The sequence below is a fragment of the Streptomyces sp. CNT360 genome (genome assembly GCF_000424785.1).
The window spans coordinates 340,340-360,001 of record NZ_AUKO01000002.1; the positions used below are offsets into that span (position 1 = coordinate 340,340).

15 protein-coding genes are annotated in these 19,662 nt (G+C 72.4%); 8 read left to right on the forward strand and 7 right to left on the reverse strand.

The features are described 5' to 3' along the window. Position 1: 1 nt before the first annotated feature. Positions 2-1,543, reverse strand: coding sequence for an ABC transporter substrate-binding protein (locus tag H297_RS0106040; RefSeq protein WP_027736305.1), 1,542 nt, complete (start codon positions 1,541-1,543; stop codon positions 2-4). Positions 1,544-1,721: 178 nt separating this feature from the next. On the opposite strand from H297_RS0106040, the gene H297_RS0106045 reads away from it, so the two are divergent. The 3 genes from H297_RS0106045 (at position 1,722) to H297_RS34810 (ending at position 4,685) form a co-directional block, all read left to right on the forward strand. Further along, positions 1,722-2,180, forward strand: coding sequence for an Rrf2 family transcriptional regulator (locus tag H297_RS0106045; RefSeq protein ID WP_027736306.1), 459 nt, complete (start codon positions 1,722-1,724; stop codon positions 2,178-2,180). 172 nt (positions 2,181-2,352) lie between these two features. Beyond that, positions 2,353-3,273 (forward strand): sulfite exporter TauE/SafE family protein, encoded by a 921-nt coding sequence (locus H297_RS34805; RefSeq protein ID WP_486589424.1) that lies wholly within the window; start codon positions 2,353-2,355, stop codon positions 3,271-3,273. Positions 3,274-3,437: 164 nt separating this feature from the next. Next, positions 3,438-4,685 carry an acyl-CoA dehydrogenase family protein gene (locus H297_RS34810; RefSeq protein ID WP_037793003.1) on the forward strand — a complete coding sequence of 416 codons (1,248 nt, stop codon included), beginning with the start codon at positions 3,438-3,440 and terminating at the stop codon, positions 4,683-4,685. A 54-nt stretch (positions 4,686-4,739) separates the two neighbouring features. Here H297_RS34810 and H297_RS0106060 read toward each other — a convergent pair whose 3' ends face one another. Then, positions 4,740-5,549, reverse strand: a complete 810-nt coding sequence (locus H297_RS0106060) for a methyltransferase domain-containing protein (protein ID WP_027736307.1) — start codon at positions 5,547-5,549, stop codon at positions 4,740-4,742. A 207-nt stretch (positions 5,550-5,756) separates the two neighbouring features. Here H297_RS0106060 and H297_RS0106065 point away from each other — a divergent pair, with 207 nt between their 5' ends. After that, entirely contained in the window at positions 5,757-6,428 is a 672-nt protein-coding gene (locus H297_RS0106065) for a chitinase (RefSeq protein ID WP_486589440.1), read from the forward strand. Positions 6,429-6,596: 168 nt separating this feature from the next. Here the strand turns inward: H297_RS0106065 and H297_RS34815 are convergent, their stop codons facing one another. Continuing rightward, complete coding sequence (locus H297_RS34815; RefSeq protein ID WP_064744781.1) at positions 6,597-6,932, reverse strand: WhiB family transcriptional regulator; 336 nt, start codon at positions 6,930-6,932, stop codon at positions 6,597-6,599. Between the two features lie 234 nt (positions 6,933-7,166). On the opposite strand from H297_RS34815, the gene H297_RS34820 reads away from it, so the two are divergent. The 4 genes from H297_RS34820 (at position 7,167) to H297_RS0106090 (ending at position 13,342) form a co-directional block, all read left to right on the forward strand. After that, positions 7,167-8,390: an MBL fold metallo-hydrolase gene (locus H297_RS34820; RefSeq protein ID WP_037793004.1), complete on the forward strand. Its 1,224-nt coding sequence runs from the start codon at positions 7,167-7,169 to the stop codon at positions 8,388-8,390. A gap of 304 nt (positions 8,391-8,694) precedes the next feature. Further along, on the forward strand, positions 8,695-9,846 hold the full coding sequence (locus H297_RS0106080; RefSeq protein ID WP_027736309.1) for a trypsin-like serine protease: 1,152 nt from the start codon (positions 8,695-8,697) through the stop codon (positions 9,844-9,846). A gap of 315 nt (positions 9,847-10,161) precedes the next feature. Continuing rightward, the gene (locus tag H297_RS0106085; protein WP_037793210.1) at positions 10,162-12,336 is read left to right on the forward strand and encodes a PI-PLC domain-containing protein; all 2,175 of its coding nucleotides are present in this window, start codon (positions 10,162-10,164) and stop codon (positions 12,334-12,336) included. Between the two features lie 211 nt (positions 12,337-12,547). Next, entirely contained in the window at positions 12,548-13,342 is a 795-nt protein-coding gene (locus tag H297_RS0106090) for a GntR family transcriptional regulator (RefSeq protein ID WP_051351580.1), read from the forward strand. 40 nt (positions 13,343-13,382) lie between these two features. Here the strand turns inward: H297_RS0106090 and tmpA are convergent, their stop codons facing one another. The 4 genes from tmpA to H297_RS0106110 all read right to left on the reverse strand — a co-directional run bounded on the left by tmpA (position 13,383) and on the right by H297_RS0106110 (position 19,613). Continuing rightward, positions 13,383-15,032: a 2-trimethylaminoethylphosphonate dioxygenase gene (tmpA, locus tag H297_RS34825; protein WP_037793007.1), complete on the reverse strand. Its 1,650-nt coding sequence runs from the start codon at positions 15,030-15,032 to the stop codon at positions 13,383-13,385. A 483-nt stretch (positions 15,033-15,515) separates the two neighbouring features. Next, positions 15,516-16,106, reverse strand: a complete 591-nt coding sequence (locus tag H297_RS0106100; protein WP_027736312.1) for a hypothetical protein — start codon at positions 16,104-16,106, stop codon at positions 15,516-15,518. Then, a complete protein-coding gene (locus H297_RS40165) occupies positions 16,106-18,403 on the reverse strand; it encodes a DnaB-like helicase C-terminal domain-containing protein (RefSeq protein ID WP_051351581.1) in 2,298 nt (765 codons plus the stop codon). The genes H297_RS0106100 and H297_RS40165 overlap by 1 nt, the downstream gene beginning before the upstream one ends. Positions 18,404-18,635: 232 nt before the next feature. Further along, a complete protein-coding gene (locus H297_RS0106110; RefSeq protein WP_027736313.1) occupies positions 18,636-19,613 on the reverse strand; it encodes an alpha/beta hydrolase in 978 nt (325 codons plus the stop codon). Between the last annotated feature and the right edge of the window lie 49 nt (positions 19,614-19,662).

Sequence of the window (19,662 nt, forward strand, 5' to 3'; positions counted from 1 at the left end):
GTCAGTCCACCCACACGGTGTCGAAGCGGGCCCAGTCGAGGGTGTTGGGCGGGGCGGGACGCACTCCGTGGACGGAGGTGGTGACGGCGTTGAGCCAGTCGGGATGGCCCCACAGCACGAGCCCTCCCTCGTCGCGGACGGTGCGCTGGAGTGCGCCGTAGGCGCGCGTGCGGGCCGCCTCCTTCCCGATGCCCTGGGCCCGGGCGAAGTCCCGGTCGAAGTCCCGGCGGTGCCAGGCGCTGGCGTTCTGCGGGCCCTTGCTGAGCAGCCGCTGGGAGAGGTAGGTGGGTATGGGCATGGCGCCGCAGCGGTGGTTGCCGATGTCCCCCGTGGTGAGCTGGTCCGTGTAGTAGGTCTCGGGCGGGCCGGTGACGACCTTCACCGAGATCCCGGCTTCCGACGCCATGTCGGCGAAGAGCTGTGCGGCGTTGACGAAGCCGTCGGCCGCGGTCGAGGTGTAGAAGGTGAGCCGCCGGTGGTGGAGTCCGCTGCGGCGGGCGAGCCGGCGCGCCTCGGCGACGTCGTGCTCGCGCTGCGGCACGCCCTGCGGGTAGTACGCGTAGCCCTTGCCGTAGATGTCGTTGCCCAGCCGCGCCCGGTTGCCCGAGACGACCTCGACGAGCCGGCGCCGGTCCACGAGCAGCTTGACCGCCATGGTGGCGTCGGGGTCGTCGAAGGGCGGCCGGTCGGTCTTGAGCGCGAAGCCGTCGACGCCGCTGAGTGGCGTGGAGACCAGCTCCACCCGGGAGTTGCCCTCGACGACACGGGCGAACGTGGGGCTCATCTCGTGCGCGTACTCGATCTCGCCGGCCTGGACGGCGCTGCCGCGCGCCTCGGTCTCGGCGGAGAGGATGCGCAGTTCGTCGAGGTGCGGTGCGCCGCCCCAGTGGTCGTCGAAGCGGTGGGCGGTGAGGGAGCGGCCCGCGCGGAAGGAGCCGAACCGGAAGGGGCCGGTGCCCACAGGGCGGGCCGGATCGCGGTAGCCGCGACGGACGATCACCGCGCCGGTGGCGGCGAGCAGGGACGGGAACTCGGCACCTGGCTCGGTCAGCCGCAACTCGACGGTGTCCTTGCCGACGGCCCGGCACCGGCGCAGATCGACGGTGGCCAGCGAGCCGGCTGCCAGATGGTCGGGGGCGCGTGGGTCGAGGATGCGGTGCAGGCTGTAGAGCACGTCCTCCGCGTCCAGCCGGTGTCCGTCGTGGAAGACGGCCTCGCGCAGCCGGAAGCGCCAGACCGTGGAGTCCGCGTCGGACTCCCACTCCCGGGCCAGCCGCGGCACGGGGCGCAGGGTGGGACCGAGCTCGACGAGCTTGTCGAACATCGCCTTGTGACGGGCGATGTCGACGAACTGCCGCTGCTTGTGCGGGTCCAGCGTCTCCTTGGCACCGGCGCCGGGGAAGGCAGCCCGCAGCACCCCGCCCCGCCGTGGCCGGTCTGATCCGGCAACGCTCTTCGTCTCCCGGCACCCGGAGAGCAGCGCCGCCGCGGAGGCCCCGCCGGCCAGCCCGACGAGGTGCCGCCGAGTACACTCCCCGGACACTCTGCTGACTCCTTCTTGCTGTTGCAAGCCTTACGCAACTACTGCCCAGGATCATCGCACCTGGTCACCGCACCGGACAAGGAGGGGCCCCGAGCACGCGAAGACCGCTCCGCGGGGCCGGGGAGCGCCAGCGCCTTCTCGCCGTCGAGCTGACCGGCCTCCGGGGCATAATGTGCGCATGCGGATCTCGGCCAAGGCGGACTATGCGGTGCGTGCCGCTCTGCAGCTTGCGACGGTCGAGACGGGCGGGACGCTGAAGGCCGAGGTCATCGCGGACGCACAGGAGATCCCGCACAAGTTCCTCGAAGGCATCCTCAACGACATGCGCCGCGGCGGGCTCGTCGTCAGCCAGCGGGGCGTCAACGGCGGCTACCGCCTGGCGAAGCCGACGGAGGACGTCTGCATCGCGGACATCATCCGCGCCGTCGACGGGCCCCTGGTCTCGGTCCGCGGGGTGCGGCCTCCGGAGCTGACGTACAGCGGCCCCGCCGCATCACTGCTGCCGCTGTGGATCGCGTTGCGGGTCAACGTGCGGCGCATCCTGGAGGGCGTCTCGCTGGCGGACGTGATCTCGGGCCGGCTCCCGGAAGAGGTCTCCTTGCTGACCGAGGCGCCGTCGGCCTGGACCAACCCGTAGTCCGCCCGGGCACCAGCCACGGGACAGCCGCCCGGAAGAGCGTCGGCCACCGGGCGGCTGCCCACTGAGCGAGACACGAACCGCCCGGATGATGGACAGCCCCTTGTAGCCCAGCGCCCGCTCCGGCCATTATTCCTACTATTCCAGTAGGGAAACTAGGAATCTCTGTGAGGTGGCTGTGCGCACGCTGATACTGCTGGCTTTGGCCGGGCTCGGTGCCCAATTGGTGGACGGCAGCCTGGGCATGGCCTACGGCGTCACCTCCACCACCCTCCTGCTGGCCGCCGGGACGAACCCGGCCGCGGCCTCCGCCACCGTGCACCTCGCCGAGATCGGCACGACCCTGGCCTCGGGCGCCGCCCACTGGCGTTTCGGCAACGTCGACTGGCGCGTGGTCGCCAGGATCGGGATCCCCGGCGCCGTCGGCGCCTTCGCAGGCGCCACCTTCCTGTCCAAACTGTCGACCGAGGCGGCCGAACCGCTGATGTCGCTGCTGCTGCTGGCACTCGGCCTCTACGTGCTGGTGCGCTTCACCCTCCAGGGCCTGCCGACCGACCGGCTCGGCAAGCCGCTGCGCAAGCGGTTCCTCACCCCGCTGGGTCTGGTCGCCGGATTCATGGATGCCACGGGCGGAGGCGGGTGGGGCCCGGTCGGCACACCGGCCATCCTCGCCAGCGGCCGGATGGAGCCGCGCAAGGTCATCGGCTCGATCGACACGAGTGAGTTCGTTGTCGCGGTCGCCGCCAGCCTCGGGTTCCTCTACGGCCTCGGCTCCGAGGGTGTCAACGCGGGCTGGGCGGTCGCACTGCTCGTCGGTGGTCTCGTCGCCGCTCCGGTGGCCGCCTGGCTGGTCCGCCACGTGCCGCCGCGGGTCCTCGGGTCCGCCGTGGGAGGCCTCATCGTGCTCACCAATGCCCGCACGCTGCTGCGCGGGGACTGGATCTCCGCGGGGGACACCGCCCAGTGGATCACCTACGGCATCATCTACGCGGCCTGGGCGGCAGCGCTCGTCCACTCCGTGCGAGAGCACCGCCGGAAGCCCGCCCCGCAGACGGAACCCGCCGACGAGTCCGCACAGCCGGCATCCGTCTGAACGCCTTCCCGGCCGCCGGCCCCGGCACGGCAGGACCCACTCCGGCCGACACGGCAAGGACACGTTCCTGCCGCGCGGACGGGGCCGCGCCGGGCTTCGGCCGGGAACCGGGCCGGGCCCCGGCGGGTTCCGGCCGCACCACTCCATCTCCCGGAGGCGCACGCATGACATCGGTTGCGGAGCCCGTCGAAGAGGCCGCTGCCCCTGGACCGTGGGAGCAGGTGGGCCGAGAACTCGCGGACCACCTCGCCGTGGACGCGGCCGAGCGCGACCGGGCGGGCAAGGCGCCTGTCGAGGAGATCGCCTGCATCCGCGAGTCCGGCCTTCTGACGGCTCTCGCTCCGCCCTCCCCCGACGGCCACGGCATGGACTGGCCGACCGCCTGCCGCGTCGTCCGCCGGATGGCTGCCGCCGACAGCTCCCTCGCCGAGCTTCTCGGCCGACACTACGTACTCTCCTGGAGCGGACGCTTCCTGATGGCCGCCGACCGCGGTCCCTCGTGGGAGTCCCGTACGACCGGCCGGGGGTGGCTGCTGGCGGGCGAGGTCGGGGCGGACACGGCCGGAGCGGACACGGGTGACGAACGGTCCCTGGACGACGCGTTGACACTCACGACGGACGACGGCGGCTACCGCCTCAGCGGGCGCGGCGTGCCGGTGCCGGGTGCCCTGGTCGCCGACCGGGTCCTGCTCCCGGCCCGGCACGCCGGCACCCGGGAGTCGCACATGGCGGTGCTGGTGGACCCGGCCGCAACCGGTGTCACCACCGACCCCGTGGACGACCTGTTCGGCCAGCGCCTCACCGGCGCGGGTGTCCTCAGCTGCGATCATCTGCACGTCGCGGACGACCAGTTGGTCGGCGTGGTGGCGACGGATGACGAACTGGCTCCGCCGGTCTCCGCCCTCGCCTCCCTCGCACTGCGCATGATGACCGCCCACGTCGTCCTCGGTATCGCCGAGGGCGCGCTGGCGGAGGCGCGCGACGCCATCCTCGTCACGTCCCACACCTGTGCCCCCTACCGTCGGCGGTACGACTCCGCCTTCCCCTCGGCCGCCGCCGACCCCGATCTCCTCCAGGCCTACGGGGAACTCGCGGCGGCGGTCCACGTGTCCGCCACCGTCGTCGAGCACGCCTCGCACGCGCTCGCGGACGGTGCCCGGCACGGCCCGGAACTCGACACCGTGCACAGCTCCGGGATCGCGGCCTCGGTCGCCACGGCGGAGGCCACCGCGAGCGAGTCGGCGTTGCACGTCACCGCGCGCGTCATGGAGCTGGTCGACGCCGCGGACATGGACCGCTTCTGGCGCAACGTCAGGTCGTTGACCGCGCACCGTGCCCCCGCCCGTGAGCTGCGCGCGATCGGGGAGCACTTCCTGTACTCACCCGGCGCCGCGTACGCGCTGGGCAGCTGACGCCCGGCTCACACCTCCGGCAGCGGCGCGGGCGGCCCGCCGAGCCGGGCGGCTCTACGCCGCGTCGCCACCGGGGCGGCGGCCCCAGGCCGAGACCATCGGTGAGGTGGCGAGGTCGAGCCGTCCGGAGGTGACGGCGGCCAGGTGCGACTCGATCTCCTCGTGCGTGGCAAGGCCTGCGGCGACGAGCTTGTCGCGCACCTGGTGGACCGTCGCCGCTTCCAGGGCCGCACACGCGGGCGAGGTGATCGGGAAGTAGGCGTCCGCCTCCACGTCGGCGAGACCGGCCTCGCGCAGCAGCCGTGGCAGCTTGCGCCCGTAGGCGAGGTCGGCGCCACGTTGCTGGAGGAGGTGGCGGAAGCCGCGGCGCAGCCGGTTGGCCAGCTCCTGTTCGGGGCCGTACTCGTCGGGGCAGATCAGCGGTTGCAGCGCCGGGTCGGCGTCCTCGACGAGCAGCCGGCCGCCGGGGCGCAGCGCCCGCACCATGGAGCGCAGGGCCGCATCGCGGTCCGCCACGTGGACGAGGACGAGGCGGGCGTGCACCAGATCGAACCGCCCGGCCGGAGGCGCGTCGACGGCGACGTCGTGGCGGAGGACCTCGACCCCGTCGGACGCGGCCGTGCCGGTCCAGGACACGTCGATGTCGGTGGCGACGACCCGCCCGTGAGGTCCGACGCGTGCGGCGAGCCAGGCCGGGACGGTCGGGCCGCCGGCGCCGACCTCCCAGCACCGCCACCCCTCGTCGACCCCGAGGGTCTCGAAGCGGCGGAACGTGGAGGCGTCGAAGAGCGCCGCCAATGCGTCGAACCGTGCGCCTGCCTCGACCTGCCGGTTGTCCAGAAGGTAGCGGTTTTCCTGCTCCATGCGCCGATCTTGTCACGGTCGAAGAGGCGGCTTCCCGCGCCGGCCGGGTGGCCCGGGTGGAGTGGCGGTACCGCATCTTGACTTGGTACAGACCAATGCGGTTGAGTTCCCAGCGCCCCCTACAAAGCGAGGAGTGCGCCCGTGTCCAAGCGACGCATCATGGCGCTGATGACCGCACTGCTGGTCGGATGCGCCCTGTGGTTTGTCATGCCCACGACCTCACAGGCGGCCCCGGCATCGTCCGAAAAGGGAACCGCGGCCGAATTCGTCGTGAGCGAAGCCCAGTTCGAGCAGATGTTCCCGGGCCGGAACTCGTTCTACACCTACAGCGGTCTCACGGCGGCCCTGGACGCCTACCCGGCCTTCGCCAACACCGGCAGCGACACCGTCAAGCGCCAGGAGGCTGCCGCGTTCCTGGCCAACGTCAGCCACGAGACCGGCGGTCTGGTCTACGTGGTGGAACAGGACCAGTCCAACTACCCCCACTACTGCGACGCCGACCAGCCCTATGGCTGCCCGGCCGGTCAGGCCGCCTACTACGGTCGCGGCCCCATCCAGCTCAGCTGGAACTTCAACTACAAGGCCGCGGGTGACGCCCTGGGCATCGACCTGCTCAACGACCCGTACCTGGTGGAACGGGACGCCGCGGTCTCCTGGAAGACGGGGCTGTGGTACTGGAACACCCAGACCGGCCCCGGCACCATGACCCCGCACGACGCCATGGTGAACGGCGCCGGCTTCGGCGAGACGATCCGCGCGATCAACGGCACCCTGGAGTGCGACGGCGGGAACCCCGGCCAGGTCCAGAGCCGGATCGACAAGTACCAGGAGTTCGCCCAGATCCTGGGTGTCCCCCCGGGCGACAACCTGAGCTGCTGACGCTCCGGTGCGCACGCACCGCCACCGGCGTCGGCCCCGGCGGTGCCGCACACCGGTCACCGGGACCGTCCAGGCCGAGAATGCCCGGCCTGGACGGTCCTGGTGACCGCGGTGCGCCGACCGGCGCATCGTTTCTGCTACGGCCGGTGAGCCGACGGGCGGCTGTCATCAGGCGCCGAGCAGCCTGCGGGGCGCGCGCTGCTCCTCACCCGAGGACGCGTCGGCCCGGCTCAGGTGCGCGGACCGGGCGGTCGCGAGGAGCTGGTGCCAGGATCTGACGGTCGGACGCCGACGCAGCAGCGCTCTGCGCTCACGCTCGGTCATGCCTCCCCAGACACCGAACTCCACGCGGTTGTCGAGTGCGTACGCCAGACACTCGGTGCGTACGGGACAGGCGCCGCACACGCTCTTCGCCTGGTTCTGCGCGGCACCCTCGACGAACAGGTCGTCAGGGTCCGCCTCCCTGCATGACGCGCGGTCGGTCCAGCACTCCTGGGAAATCATCCCGTGCACTCTCCTCCCCATCCGGCCCAACCTTGGCCTTTCACTTGGCATATGACGCTATGCGGTGACGCGCGGCGTGACATCATCCGCTCGAATCTGTCACCGGATCGAGTGAGTTCATTGTCGACAAGGAGCCCTCGGTCCGGGCAGGTCCGGCCGAGCACGAACGGATCCCGCCGGACCACGCCCGCAGGGGAGGTGATGGAATGGAGTGACGATTCTCCAGGAGGTCCCGTGGCCGGCCAAGACAGGCAACCGCAGCGCTCACTGGTGCGCAAGCTGCGCCCGCTCGCTTTCGGGGCCGACCCGGCCGGCGCGCGCCTGGAGCGGATCCGGCGATCCCCCCACTTCGCGGACGGGATCTTCCGCAACCCCGAGGGGCCGCAGTCCACTCCCCCCGCTTCCAGGGGCGAGCTGGCGAAGGCGCTGTTCAGGAAAGAAGGCCGTCGACGTCGCCGCCCCGCCGCGCCCGTCCCCCTCCACCGCACCACCACCGAGGAGCTCACCCGCCCTCCGGCCTCCGGGCTGCGGCTCACCTGGGCGGGACACTCCAGCGTCCTCGCCGAGATCGACGGTCGGCGCGTGCTCTTCGACCCCGTATGGGGCCGGCGCTGCTCCCCGTTCGCGTTCGCCGGGCCCAAGCGGCTGCATCCCGTTCCGCTGCCGCTCGCCGCGCTGGGCCGGGTGGACGTGGTCGTCATCTCCCACGACCACTACGACCATCTCGACCTCCCCACGATCCGGGCGCTCGCCGCCTCGGACGCTCTCTTCGCGGTGCCGCTCGGGGTCGGGGCCCACCTGGAGCGCTGGGGCGTCCGGCCGGAACGGCTGCGGGAGCTGGACTGGACCGAGTCGGCACAGGTGGCGGAGCTGCGGCTGACAGCGACCCCGGCCCGGCACTTCTGCGGGCGCGGCCTGCGCAACCAGCAGCACACGCTGTGGGCCTCGTGGGTCGTCGAGGGCCCGTCCGGTCACCGGATCTACCACAGCGGTGACACCGGCTACTTCCCCGGGTTCCGCGAGATCGGCGCTGAACACGGCCCGTTCGATGCCACCATGATCCAGATCGGCGCCTACAGCGAGTACTGGCCCGACATCCACATGACACCCTCGGAAGGCGTCCAGGCGCACCTGGACCTGCAGCAGGGGGCGCCGTCCGGGGTGCTGTTGCCGATCCACTGGGCCACGTTCAGCCTGGCACCGCACCCGTGGGACGAGCCCGGAGAGGGCACTGTCGCAGCGGCCGCACAGGCGGGCGCACAGGTCGCTCTGCCCCGCCCGGGTGAACCGTTCGAGCCGACCGGCGAAGCCGTACCGACCACGCCCTGGTGGCGCGCTGCGGCCCACGCCCCGGCCACGGAAGGGCCAGCCGGCGCACCGGGCGGCCCGACCGGCCGGCGGAACACCGGCGCCTCCTCCTCGGACCCGGACACGACCGAGCCGGCTCCGGCGTCGTGACGGCGGCGCGTGCGGGCGGCGCCTGACGACAGGTTGCGGCACCTTCCGGCGCGGCGCGCCTCTTCCTTCCTGCCGTCTCGGCTCGCCGCGGCCCTGCGCAGCGGCCTTTCGCGCCGCAGGGCCGACAATGGCGGGTGCATGGCGCCCTGTTCCCGGGGGTGCTCGGCCGACTTCGCACGGCGCCTTCCGGCATTGGCCTGGACCTGTTCATGATCCCTCGCTAATCTGCGCACCGGCATACCCGGGAGCTCTTCCGGGCCTTGCTGTTCCACTCCATGACGCTGGAACAACGAAGGGCCGATCCATGAGACGTGACAGAACCCCGCGCGCCGTCCTCTCGGCATTACTGATCAGCGGCGCCCTGGTGACGGCGGGCGCACTGCCGTCCCCCGCGGCAAGCGCTCAGGACACCTCGCACGACGCGCCCGCCTCCGAGGGCGTACTCACCGCCATGCAGCGCGACTTCGGCCTCAGCAAGCAGCAGGCCGAGGAGCGGCTGGCCGCGGAGAAGAAGGCCACCGCCACCGGGAAGAAGGCACGGAAGGCCGCCGGGCCCGCCTACGCGGGCTCGTGGTTCACCCCCGGAAGCCGACGGCTGACCGTCGCGGTGGCGGACCGGGACAAGACCGCCGCGGTGCGGGCCACCGGCGCAGCCGTGAAGCTGGTCGACCGCAGCGCCGCGGATCTCGACGCCGCCAGAAAGCGCATCGACGCGCTCGACGCGCCCGCAGGCGTGAGCAGTTGGCGCGCCGACTGGAAGACCAACCGGATCGTCGTGGAAGTGCTCGGCGCACGACAGCGCGACAACGATGTCAAGGATTTCCTGGCCCGGGCTCGCCGTACCGGTCCGCTGACGGTGCGCACGACGGACCACGCTCCCACGACCTTCGCCGCCGGCACGGTCGGAGGGGACCCGTACTACACGGGCAACGTCCGCTGCTCCATCGGCTTCTCCGTGCAGGGCGGCTTCGTCACCGCCGGGCACTGCGGAGGCGCGGGCCAGTCGGTCAGCGGCTGGGACGGCAGCCACGTCGGGAGCTTCCAGGGCTCGTCCTTCCCCGACAACGACTACGCATGGGTCGACGTCGGCAGCGGCTGGTGGACCGAACCGGTCGTCCTCGGCTGGGGAACGGTCTCCGACCAGCTCGTCCGCGGCTCCGCGGAAGCCCCGGTCGGTGCCTCCATCTGCCGCTCGGGGTCGACCTCGCACTGGCACTGCGGCACGGTGCTCGCCAAGAACGAGACCGTCAACTACAGCCAGGGCGCCGTCCATGAGATGACCAAGACCAGCGTGTGCGCCGAGGGCGGCGACTCGGGCGGCTCCTTCATCAGCGGTGACCAGGCCCAGGGCGTCACCTCCGGCGGATGGGGCGACTGCTCCGGCGGCGGTGAGACGTGGTACCAGCCGGTCAACGAGATCCTCGCCCGCTACGGCCTGACCCTGCACACGGCCTGATCCCGCTTCCCCGCACAGGCACCGCGTCGCACACCGCCCCGCCACCGCGCAAGCTCGGGTGGCAGGCATTAGCAGTGACGACGCGGCTCCTCTAGCCTGGCTGCCAGGCGGGGTGCTGCCACGCACGACGTCGTGGCAGCACCCCGCCCCGACCGCACACCACCGGCCGGCACGAACGACACAGCGGGAGAACGGTTGTCCCGGAACGCGAAGGAAGACGTTCCCGACACGGACGGCGAGGAGAGGGACCGGGCCCCCACGTCCGGGACGTCGCCGTCCCCCGCACCGCGCGGGCACTGGCGCCACACACGCCGGGTGGCCCTCGCCCGGGCCCTGGCGGCAGTGCTGGCGGTGCTGTGCGTGACGGCGCTGGCGAGCGTGAGCACGCTGCGCACCACCCTCCTGGACCGCGGCTACTACCAGCAGGTCCTGGACAAGGAGCACGCGTACGACAGGCTCTACGACGAGGTGCTCGTCGACCCGGAGGCCCAGCCGGTCACCCGGAGCCTGCTGGCCCGGCTCCCGGTACCGGAATCGGTGGTGACCGGAAACCTGAAGACGGTCCTGCCCCCGGCGACCGTGCGCGAACTCACCGACGAGCAGATCGCCGCCCTCACCAGCTACCTGCGGGGCGAGACGAAGCCCCTGTCCGTCTCCGTCGACCTCTCCCCCGTGCTGGCCAACCTGGACAAGCTGGCGGAGGTGTACCTCAGCGGCCTGGTGTCCCAGGCACAGGGCAAGGAGAAGGCCGACTTCCCCGCAGCCGTCAAGAGCGTCGAGGCGGCGCTGGACGACGTGGCCGCCGGACGGCGTCCGGCCAACCTGCCCACCGTCGACCTGAGCGACCAGGCGGTGAAGAACGTCAGCAAGCTGCTCCTGTCCGGCGTGCCCAGCAGCCAACGGGCGGCACTGCGTCCGCAGGTCGAAGGGGCACTCGGGGTGGGCGATGTCGCCACGGCGCTGGCCGCCGCCGGCCCGCATCTGGCCGGCGGGCGTGCCGGGTCCGGCGCCGATGAGGGCGAGAAGGAGCTGCTGCGCCTCACCGAGGGCGGGCGCTGGAACGTCGTGGACGACCTGGAGCGCACCGGCATGCACACCGGCGCCCTCGAATCCGCCCGCGGGGTCACCCACCTGGCACTGGGATGGGTCTACACCCTCGCCGTCGTCATCGGCCTCCTCTCCGTCGCGTTCCTGTGGGTCACCGGGCCGCGCCGGCGCCTGCGGAGGCTGCGCGCCATCGGCTGGAGCCTCGCCGCGGGGGGCGTGCTGACGGCGGGTCTCTTCTGGCTCGTCCGGTGGAAGACGGACAGCCTCTGGGGGCAGGCGCCCGGCTCGTGGCCCCCGTCGCTCGCCTCGCTGGTGGAGGATCTGGAGAGCACCGCGGTGCGGACGCTCACCGTCGCGGGCCTCTCCGCCGCCGCCGTCCCGTTGCTCGCCGGGCTGTCGATGGCTGCGCTCTCGTCGGTGCGCCGACGGCCGCGGGCCGCGCGCTCGCTGAGCCGGCGCGGCCGGACCAAGCTGCTCGCCGGAACGTCCGCGGTGACGACCACCGCGGTGGTGCTGGGCGTCACCTTCGCCCCCACCGCGGCCAGCGGCTCGGAGGAGAGGTACTGCAACGGCTCGCGCCGCTCGTGCGAGCTGCGCTACGACCAGGCCGCCTACGTCGCCACCCACAACTCGATGTCGACGACCGCCGACCGCTTCATCAGCCCGCTGCAGGACGGCGACATCACCACCCAGCTCGACAACGGCGCCCGGGCGCTGCTCCTGGACACCCACTCCTGGGAGCAGCCCGATCAGATAGCTCAGCGGCTCAAGCTGTCGGAGTTCGCCCCGGACATGCGCAAGGAGATCACCGGGCTCCTCGACAAGTCGCACCCGTCCCGGCCGGGGCTGTGGCTGTGCCACGCCGTGTGCCGTGGCGGGGCGATCCCCCTGGTGGACACGTTGCGCGACATCAGGTCCTGGATGGACAAGCATCCGGGCGAGGTGGTCACGCTCATCGTCCAGGACGGCATCACGGGGAAGCAGACCGCCTCCGCGTTCCGCAAGGCGGGGCTGGACCGGCTGCTGTTCACCCCCGACGACGACCCGCAGGCCGAGTGGCCGACCCTGGGGCAGATGGTCGAGGACGACAAGCGCCTGGTCGTCTTCGCCGAGCACGCCGACGGCCCGGCCCCCTGGTACCGCAACTTCTACCGGTACGGCATGGAGACGCCGTACGCCTTCTCCGCTCCACACGAGATGAGCTGCGCCCCCAACCGCGGCGGCACGGACAAGCGGCTCTTCCTGATGAACCACTTCGTCACCAGCGGTGGGGGCAGCCGGATCGACGCCCGGGAGGTCAACGCGGAGGACTTCGTACTGGACCGCGCCCGGCGGTGCGAGGCCCAACGCGGTCGCCCGGTGAACTTCGTCGCCGTCGACTTCGCGAACCTCGGCGACACCGCCGCCGCCGTGGACACCCTCAACGCCCGGCGGAGTCCCTGAACAAGGACCGACGCGGTACCGGCACCCCGGTACGGCCAGGGGCGCGGAGTGCCCTCGCGCGGGGAGCACGTCGGACGCCCGCCCGGGCCATGGAGCGTCTTGGCTGCACAACTTCTTCGGAGCTCTGAGGCCCTTCGGCCGTTTCGCACGTACGGCGCGGTTAGGCTCACCGGGGAACGGAAGACGACCGGCGGACACGGGAGAGGCAGCAGTGGGCAACGGCGCGACCCCGGACGGCGCGGATCCGGGCCGGCCGGGGACGCTGTACCGGAAGGTGGCGGCCGACCTCGGACGGGAGATCACCGAGGGGGCCTACGGCTCGGGAGGCCGGCTGCCCGCCGAGGGCGAGCTGGCCGAGCGGTACGGCGTCTCCCGGGGCACCGTCCGCCAGGCGCTGTCCGTCCTGCGGGCCGACGGCCTGGTCACCTCCCGGCGGGGTACGCGGCGGGTCGTGCTGCGCACCTCACATGTGCAGAGCTTCGGCGAACTGCTCAGCTTCACCCGCTGGGCCCGCTCGATGGGGCAGGAGCCCGGCGGGCGCATCGTAGGAGTGCGCTGGGACGACGCCGACGGCACCGAGCGCGAACAACTCCGCCTGGACGAGGCGGCGGTCCGGGTCTGCCGGGTGCTGCGCGTCCGCACGCTCGCGGGGCGGCCTGTGATGGTCGAACGCACGGTCTACCCGGAGGTCATCGGGACGCTGGTCTGCGGTCTGGAGTCCGACACCGTGTCGTTCACCGTGCGACTCGAAGAACAGGGCGTGCTGTTCACCGACGCCCAGCACACCGTGGATCTCGTCCAGGCCGACGAGGACGACGCGGAGTTGCTCGGCTGCCGCCCCGGCGACCCGCTGCTGCGTGAGCGGCGCCGCAGCACCGATCCCGCAGGGGCCCCCATCGAGTGGTCGGAGGACCGCTACCTGCCCGGCACCGTGGCCTTCACCGTGCACAGCTCCGCCACGTCCGGTTCCCTCGCCCGGCGCCCGGGCGGCCCCGCCACCGACTGAGACGGGGCGCAGCCACGGGCCGGTGCGGCGGGGCGGGGTGTCAGCCGCGCGGCGGGCGCAGCAGGGAGGCGAGGAGCGGCCGGAAGTGGTCGAAGCCGGGCGTGGCCGCCGTGGCGTCCTTGGCCTGGTCGTCCCACCTGCGCAGGGCCACGGCGTCCTGCGCGTAGGGGGCGGCCTCGAACCGGGCCACATCCTGGTCCGACATCGGCCCGCCCTGCACCCGCAGCGTGTACACCGAGGATTCGGAGAGCGCGGCCAGGTACTCGGGTTCCACCGCGCACAGGTACCGCTTGGCGGCGACGTGCAGCCGCACCGGCTCGGTGACCTCGGGACCGAACCACTCGGCGAGCCGGTCGGCGCCGGTGTGGCTGTGCCGGTTGTCCGTACCCTCCATCAGGTCGGTGCCGTGCAGCGGACCGTGGAAGTGGCCGATGTCGTGCAGCAGGGCCGCCGCGACGAGGTGGTCCGGCGCCCCGGCTTCCTGCGCGCGTGCGCCTGCCTGGAGCATGTGCTGCGCCATGGTCACCTCTTCGCCGAGGTACTCCTGCGCCCCCTCTTCGGCGAACAGCGCGGCCAGTTCCTCCAGGGGCCCGGCCTCGGCGGCGGTCTGCCCCCTGCGGAGCACGGCCAGCGTGCTCGCCAGCCCGTCCACGTCCGCGTAGGTGCCCTGGAGGTGGCGTGCGCCGTTCTCCGAGAAGGCGGTACGGGCGTGCAGCAGCCGGACGTTGTCGAAGATCAGGCAGTCACCGGGGGTCAGCCGGAAGTCGAGCTGGAGCTCGGGCCGCAGCAGGAGCTCAGCGAAGGTGCGGTAGGCGCGGTAGAAGGCCTCCAGGTTCTCGGCTGGCAGGCGGAGCGTGCCGATGGACCGGTTGTTGAAGCGCACCTCCCGCACCCGGCCGAGCGGGTCCACTGCGATCAGCGGCCGGTCCGCCGCCAGGGCCGTGGCGGCGTCGTCGAAGCGGAAGGGTACGGGTGTACGCGTCAGCACGCCGAACGCCGCCGGGTCCTCCTCCCGCAGCAGCGCGGCGGCCTGGAAGCCGTCCACCAGCCCTGAGTCGCCGCCCACGGCGGCGTTGGTCAGGCAGTGCAGGAGCTGGAGGGTCGGTACGGGGTCCCGGTACGGGTTGTCGGTGTGCGGGGTGATGCGGGCGCCGGTGAAGGCCAAATTGTTCGGGTCGGGCTCGACGCGGACCTCGAACAGCCGCCCGTAGTTGGTCTCCCGTACGAAGCCGAATGTGCGGGCCACGTCGAGCACCTGGCCGTCCTCGCAGGGCACGTCCCGCAGCAGCGCGAAGCCGTACCGCAGCACGGCGTCCAGCGTGCGGGCGCGGACCGCGGGGTCGTTCCCGTACGCCTCCCAGGGCGCTTCCGGTATCCGGCCGGTGAGGTCGGCGGCGCGCCACAGCGTCTTGTCGGCTTCGGTACGGCCGTCCCCCGCGCCGCGGCCGGCGGCCGGCTCGTTCTCGGCCAGCCACTGGTGCGCGTAGACGGACCGGTGCCCGTCGGGGGACCACACCACCTCGACACCGGCCCCGTCCGGCGTCCGGCTCGTCTCTGCGACAGCGAGCTCCCGGGGCAGATCGACGATCTGGAACAGCTTCTGCCCGCTGCGCGGGTCGCGGCACTGCGCGCAGGGGCAGTTGTCTCGCAGCCAGGTGGCCGGAAGGCGGTCAGGTGCCGGTGCGGGCATCGCGGGACTCCCCTCAAGTTGTATAGCCAACTTCTTCTCGTCTGAGCGGGACCCTATCCACGAAGAAGGCGACGCGCCATGCCACACCTGCGCGGCGCACCGGGGACGGCAAGGGACCGCAGAGCAAATCAGGGCCGCGGGACGGGAGTTGACCGGCACCGTCGGCTCCGCTTCCGGTTCCGTCTGCCGGGGCCGCCCTGGCTGTCGAGCGCGCCCCGCCGCGCTGAGGGGCGAGACACGGGCCGTCCCGGCGGTCGGTACCGACCTGGCGGTTCACCTGGCCGAAGCACGGCAGTTGTCACCGACTCGGCGCGCTACTCGCCACCTCGCCCGGTGACGTCACGCTTGGTCTCGCTCACGGTCCGGCTGAGTGTGGGGGCAACTGGGCAACTGCCTCGTCGCGAAGCTCGCGGCTCACTCCGCTTCCACCACCGGACTCGGTGACAGCAGACCCGTCTGTGTGACACCTGTCGTCCGCCGCTGCTACGCGGAGAAGCCGACCGATGTGACGTACTCGTACTGCCCCCACTGCGAGCCGAGATCGGTGAGCCATCCCTCCCACGCGTCGGCGAGCGCCTCGTCGTCACCGGCGACCCAGGCGTCCACGATCCCGTCCCAGCGGCGGATCCGCAGCCGCCGGAACCCTGCGGCGTCGGTCTCGATGATCCGCCGTCGCGGGTCGGCGACGGCGCTCTGGTCGAGGGGCTGGATCTCCACGCGGGTGCCGCCGCGGGCGTTGAGGCGCGCCAGCAGGTGCCGGGCGACGTTGCGGCGCCGGTAGCCACGGTAGGCCGCGTCGATGCGAGCGAGGTTGTCGGGGGTGGGGGTCTGCCGGTGCCGGAGCCAGCGGCGCAGCGTGCCCCGGGTCACGGTGATGCCCGCCTCGCGCATCGCCTGGTAGCCGGCGGCGGAGTTGGTGAGGTAGTTCAGCCGGGCGTACAGCCCACGGCGGGTGGTGACCGGGGAGCGGATGCCGCCCTCCAGGGCGAGCCGGTCGAGGACCTCACCGGCGAGCTGGGCGCTCCTGGTGCCCTGGGCGCCGTAGAGGCCGAAGTCGAGCGTGCGCTCCGGCATCAGCCCACCTCCCGCTCCCGGTAGCTGCCTTCGCCCACCTTCTCGATCCGGTAGGTGTGTTTGGGCTTGACCTGGGTGACCTCACGCCCTTCGGGGAACAGCAGGGTGTCCTTGTTTGCTGCCCGTGCCTGTCGCCAGTCGCCGGCCAGATGCAGTTCGTCGGTGCCCATCATCCGTACGACGGTGAGACCGGCCTGGTGGGCGGCCCAGGCCTTGCGCCACAGGTTGGCGAAGGCCTGGGAGCGGATGATGTGCATCCAGTCCTGACGGTAGAGGGCCCGGTTGTAGTTGGACTCGCCCATCGTGGAGACCAGCTTGGAGTACATCGCCTTCACGTACTCGTACGCCGCCTCCCCCTCCCCCGAGTCCGCGGTCAGTGCCCGGGTGCGGACCTGCACCAGCGCCCGGCGCACGGTCTCCAGAAGCTGCTCGGTCGAGCCGGAGGTCCAGGACTCGTGGATCAGCGGCCGCTCGCACAGACCCACCTTCGGGCTGGCCAGGCGCAGCAGCAGACGCAAGGTGGACTCGGTGATCCACAGCGGGCCCGGCTCCTCCCGGTCTCCGATCGGATGCGGCAGCGCGGGATGGTCCCAGGCCGGCGGCGTGACCAGGTGGACGCCGGAGCGCCTGGTGTCGTGCGGGGGGCCGCCGTCGTCCGGACCGAGGTGGTGTTCCAGTTGGCCGATCGGCAGGTGGGCCTTGAGGGCACTGAGGTAGGCGCCGTTGATGTCCAGCGCGGTGACTGTGGCCGCCTGGTCGGCGAGCGGGTCGAGGACCTGGGGCGGTGCGGCCCAGCGCGGGCGGGCCTCCCAGATGTCGTCGGCGTCCTGCCGGCCGCGCTTGTGCAGGATGTCGGGCAGGTCGGGGTAGTTGCGGAAGTCGTAACGCCCCCCGGCACGGCTCTCCTCCAGCAGGGCCATCACGTCCGGGATGGCGGTCTTCTTCAACGCGGCGACCGCCTTCTCCACGTCTCCCTGCGCGTCGCCGAGGACGGCCCGGACCTTGCCCTCGATCCGCTCGGCCAACTCCCCGGTCTTTCCGGCGTCCTTGTGCACCGCCGACGGACGGGACCCCGCACCGTCGCCTCCGGGGCGCGGTGGGCCGGACGCCGCTCGCCGATGCCCCGGAACGGGGGCCGGGGCGGCGGCCGGAGGACGGGAGCCGGTCCCACCGGGTGCGGGTACGGGTGCAGGTGCGGGTACGGGCGACGGCGCGGGCTCCGGCGCCGGGGCCGGAGAGACGGGCGGGTCGAGGAGACGGAGGTGGGTCATGTCCAGCGCGACCTCCACCGCCGCCAGGGCGCCCAGGTCCCGTGCGGTCACGGTGACGCGAGCGGAACCGGTCTCCGGGTGCCGGGTCAGGCGGAAGGTGCGGTCGGCATCCAGCTGGGCCACCAGGCCGGGGTCGTCGGTGTCCAGCAGCGCCACGACGGCGACCTGTTGCTCGTCGGCCAGACGCGCCAGGGCCTTGACCGCGCTGGGCAGGGCCCGGCCCGACAGAGGGGCGGTGTCGGCACGGACGTGCTGCAGCCGGTCGACGACCACCAGGCCCAGCCCTTCGATCCGGGAGGCCTCCTGGGCGATCACCTGTGCGGTCGGCTCGGGCCGGGTGAACGACAAGGGCGCCGACCGCAGCCGGCCGTCCGCGCCCACCACCGCCTGGCGCTGCTGGGCGGAAAGGGTGCCCGCGGCGAACTGCGCGTACGGCACGGGCGCCTCGGCAGCGATCAGACGCCGGGCGGCCACCTGCACCGGCACCCCGGAGAGGGCGTAGAGCACCGGTACCGGTTCCTCGGGGTGGAAGGCGGCCGCGCGTGCCGCCTGCAACGGCAGCAGGCTCCCGCCCGCGTTCGGCGGCGCCACCACCAGGGTGAGGCTCCCGCGCACGAGCCCTCCCGAGGCCCGGTCCAGGGCCGCGACGCCCGTGGACAGGCCGGTGTTCTCCGGCTCGGTCCCCAGCAGTCCGTCCAGGACGTCGCCGAGGCCGGTGACTCCGGGTACGCCGTCGGGCTGCCGCGGCCCGGGGCGGGACGGTGCCTGGTAGGACACGGTGGCGGCAGGCCGACCGCCGACCGTCAGCACCTGTGTCGCTTCCTGTGCCGCAGCGACCAGAGCGCCGAGCTCCTGCCGTGCCTTCGTACTCGGCCACACCGGACCGGCCGGTTCGTCCCCCTGCGGGCAGCGCATCACCGCGGCCTGCCGGCTCTTGCTGTTGACCAGCACGATCTCCGCACCGTGCCCGAGGCTCTCGACCACTTCGCTCCACTGCTCGCGAGCCTGCGAAAGCGTCACATCCATCGAGAGCCTCCTTCAACCGGACGCTCAGCCTAGCAAGTAGCCACATTGCCGGTACGTGTTTCATGCATATCCGGGCAGGTGTCGTGCACCCCTCGGACTCACGTCCGGGAGAGGGAGCGGATGGTCCGGCGGCCGGGCGTGCGCTGCGTCTGACGGCCCTCACTGCCCGCGCCAGGAACCGGGGACCGGGAGGGTGCAGGGCCGGTGACGCCGGTGGGGCAGCGCGCGGGTTTCACACCGGCAGGGCGGCGAGCCACGCAGTCAGAAGCCGGTTGACCTCGTCAGGGCGCTCCTGCTGGATCCAGTGGCCGCAGTCGAGCAGATGGGAGGAGACCAGGCCCGGCAGGGTGACCGGGTACGCGTCGATGGCGTCGGCCAGCCATGTGGTGGACGCGTCACGGCTACCGCCGATGAACAGGGAGGGCTGGTGGAGAGGGGCGCCGTCGAAGGCGGACAGGTCCTCCCAGTCGCGGTCCATGTTCCGGTACCGGTTGAGGGCCCCGGTCAGACCGGTCCGCTCGAACTCCCCGGCACAGACGTCGAGGTCGCTCTCGCCGAGCCACGCGGGCAGCCGGCCTGCGGGGAACCGTTCACGCAGCGTCCCTCCCCTGCTGACGAAGTGCGGGTCAGGGGCGTCGGGTGCGGGCATCGTGTCGGCCGACAGCGCCGCGTAGAAGCCCGCGAGCCAGCCGCGCACATCGGGCTCGATCTCACGCTCCGCGCGGCCGGGCTCCTGGAAGTACGACACGTAGAACTCCTCGTCCCCGCCCATCCCGGCGAAGATGTCGCTGGGCCGCGGTCCACCGCGCGGGGCGTACGGAACGCTGAGGATGCCGACGGCGCGGAAGACCTCCGGCTCGACCAGGGCCGAGTTCGCGGCGATGGTCGCGCCCCAGTCGTGGCCGACGATCACCGCCGACTCCTCCCCCAGTGCGCGCACGACGGCGACATTGTCCTCGACCATGTCGAGCATCCGGTAGGCCTTGGTGGCGGACGGCGCAGAGGAGCGCCCGTGACCGCGGACGTCGATGGCGGCCGCGCGGTACCCCGCCGCCGCGAGCACCGGCAGCTGGTGCCGCCACGAGTACCAGGACTCCGGAAAACCGTGTACGAGCAGGACGAGGGGGCCGGATCCCTGTTCCACGAGGTGGGTGCGGTGCTCCCGCGAAAGGATCACTCGGTGGACGGGTTCCGCGATGTGCTGCGCCATGTCTGTCCTCCAGGGTCGGAGAGGGCCGTCACCCACCGGGCGGCACCGT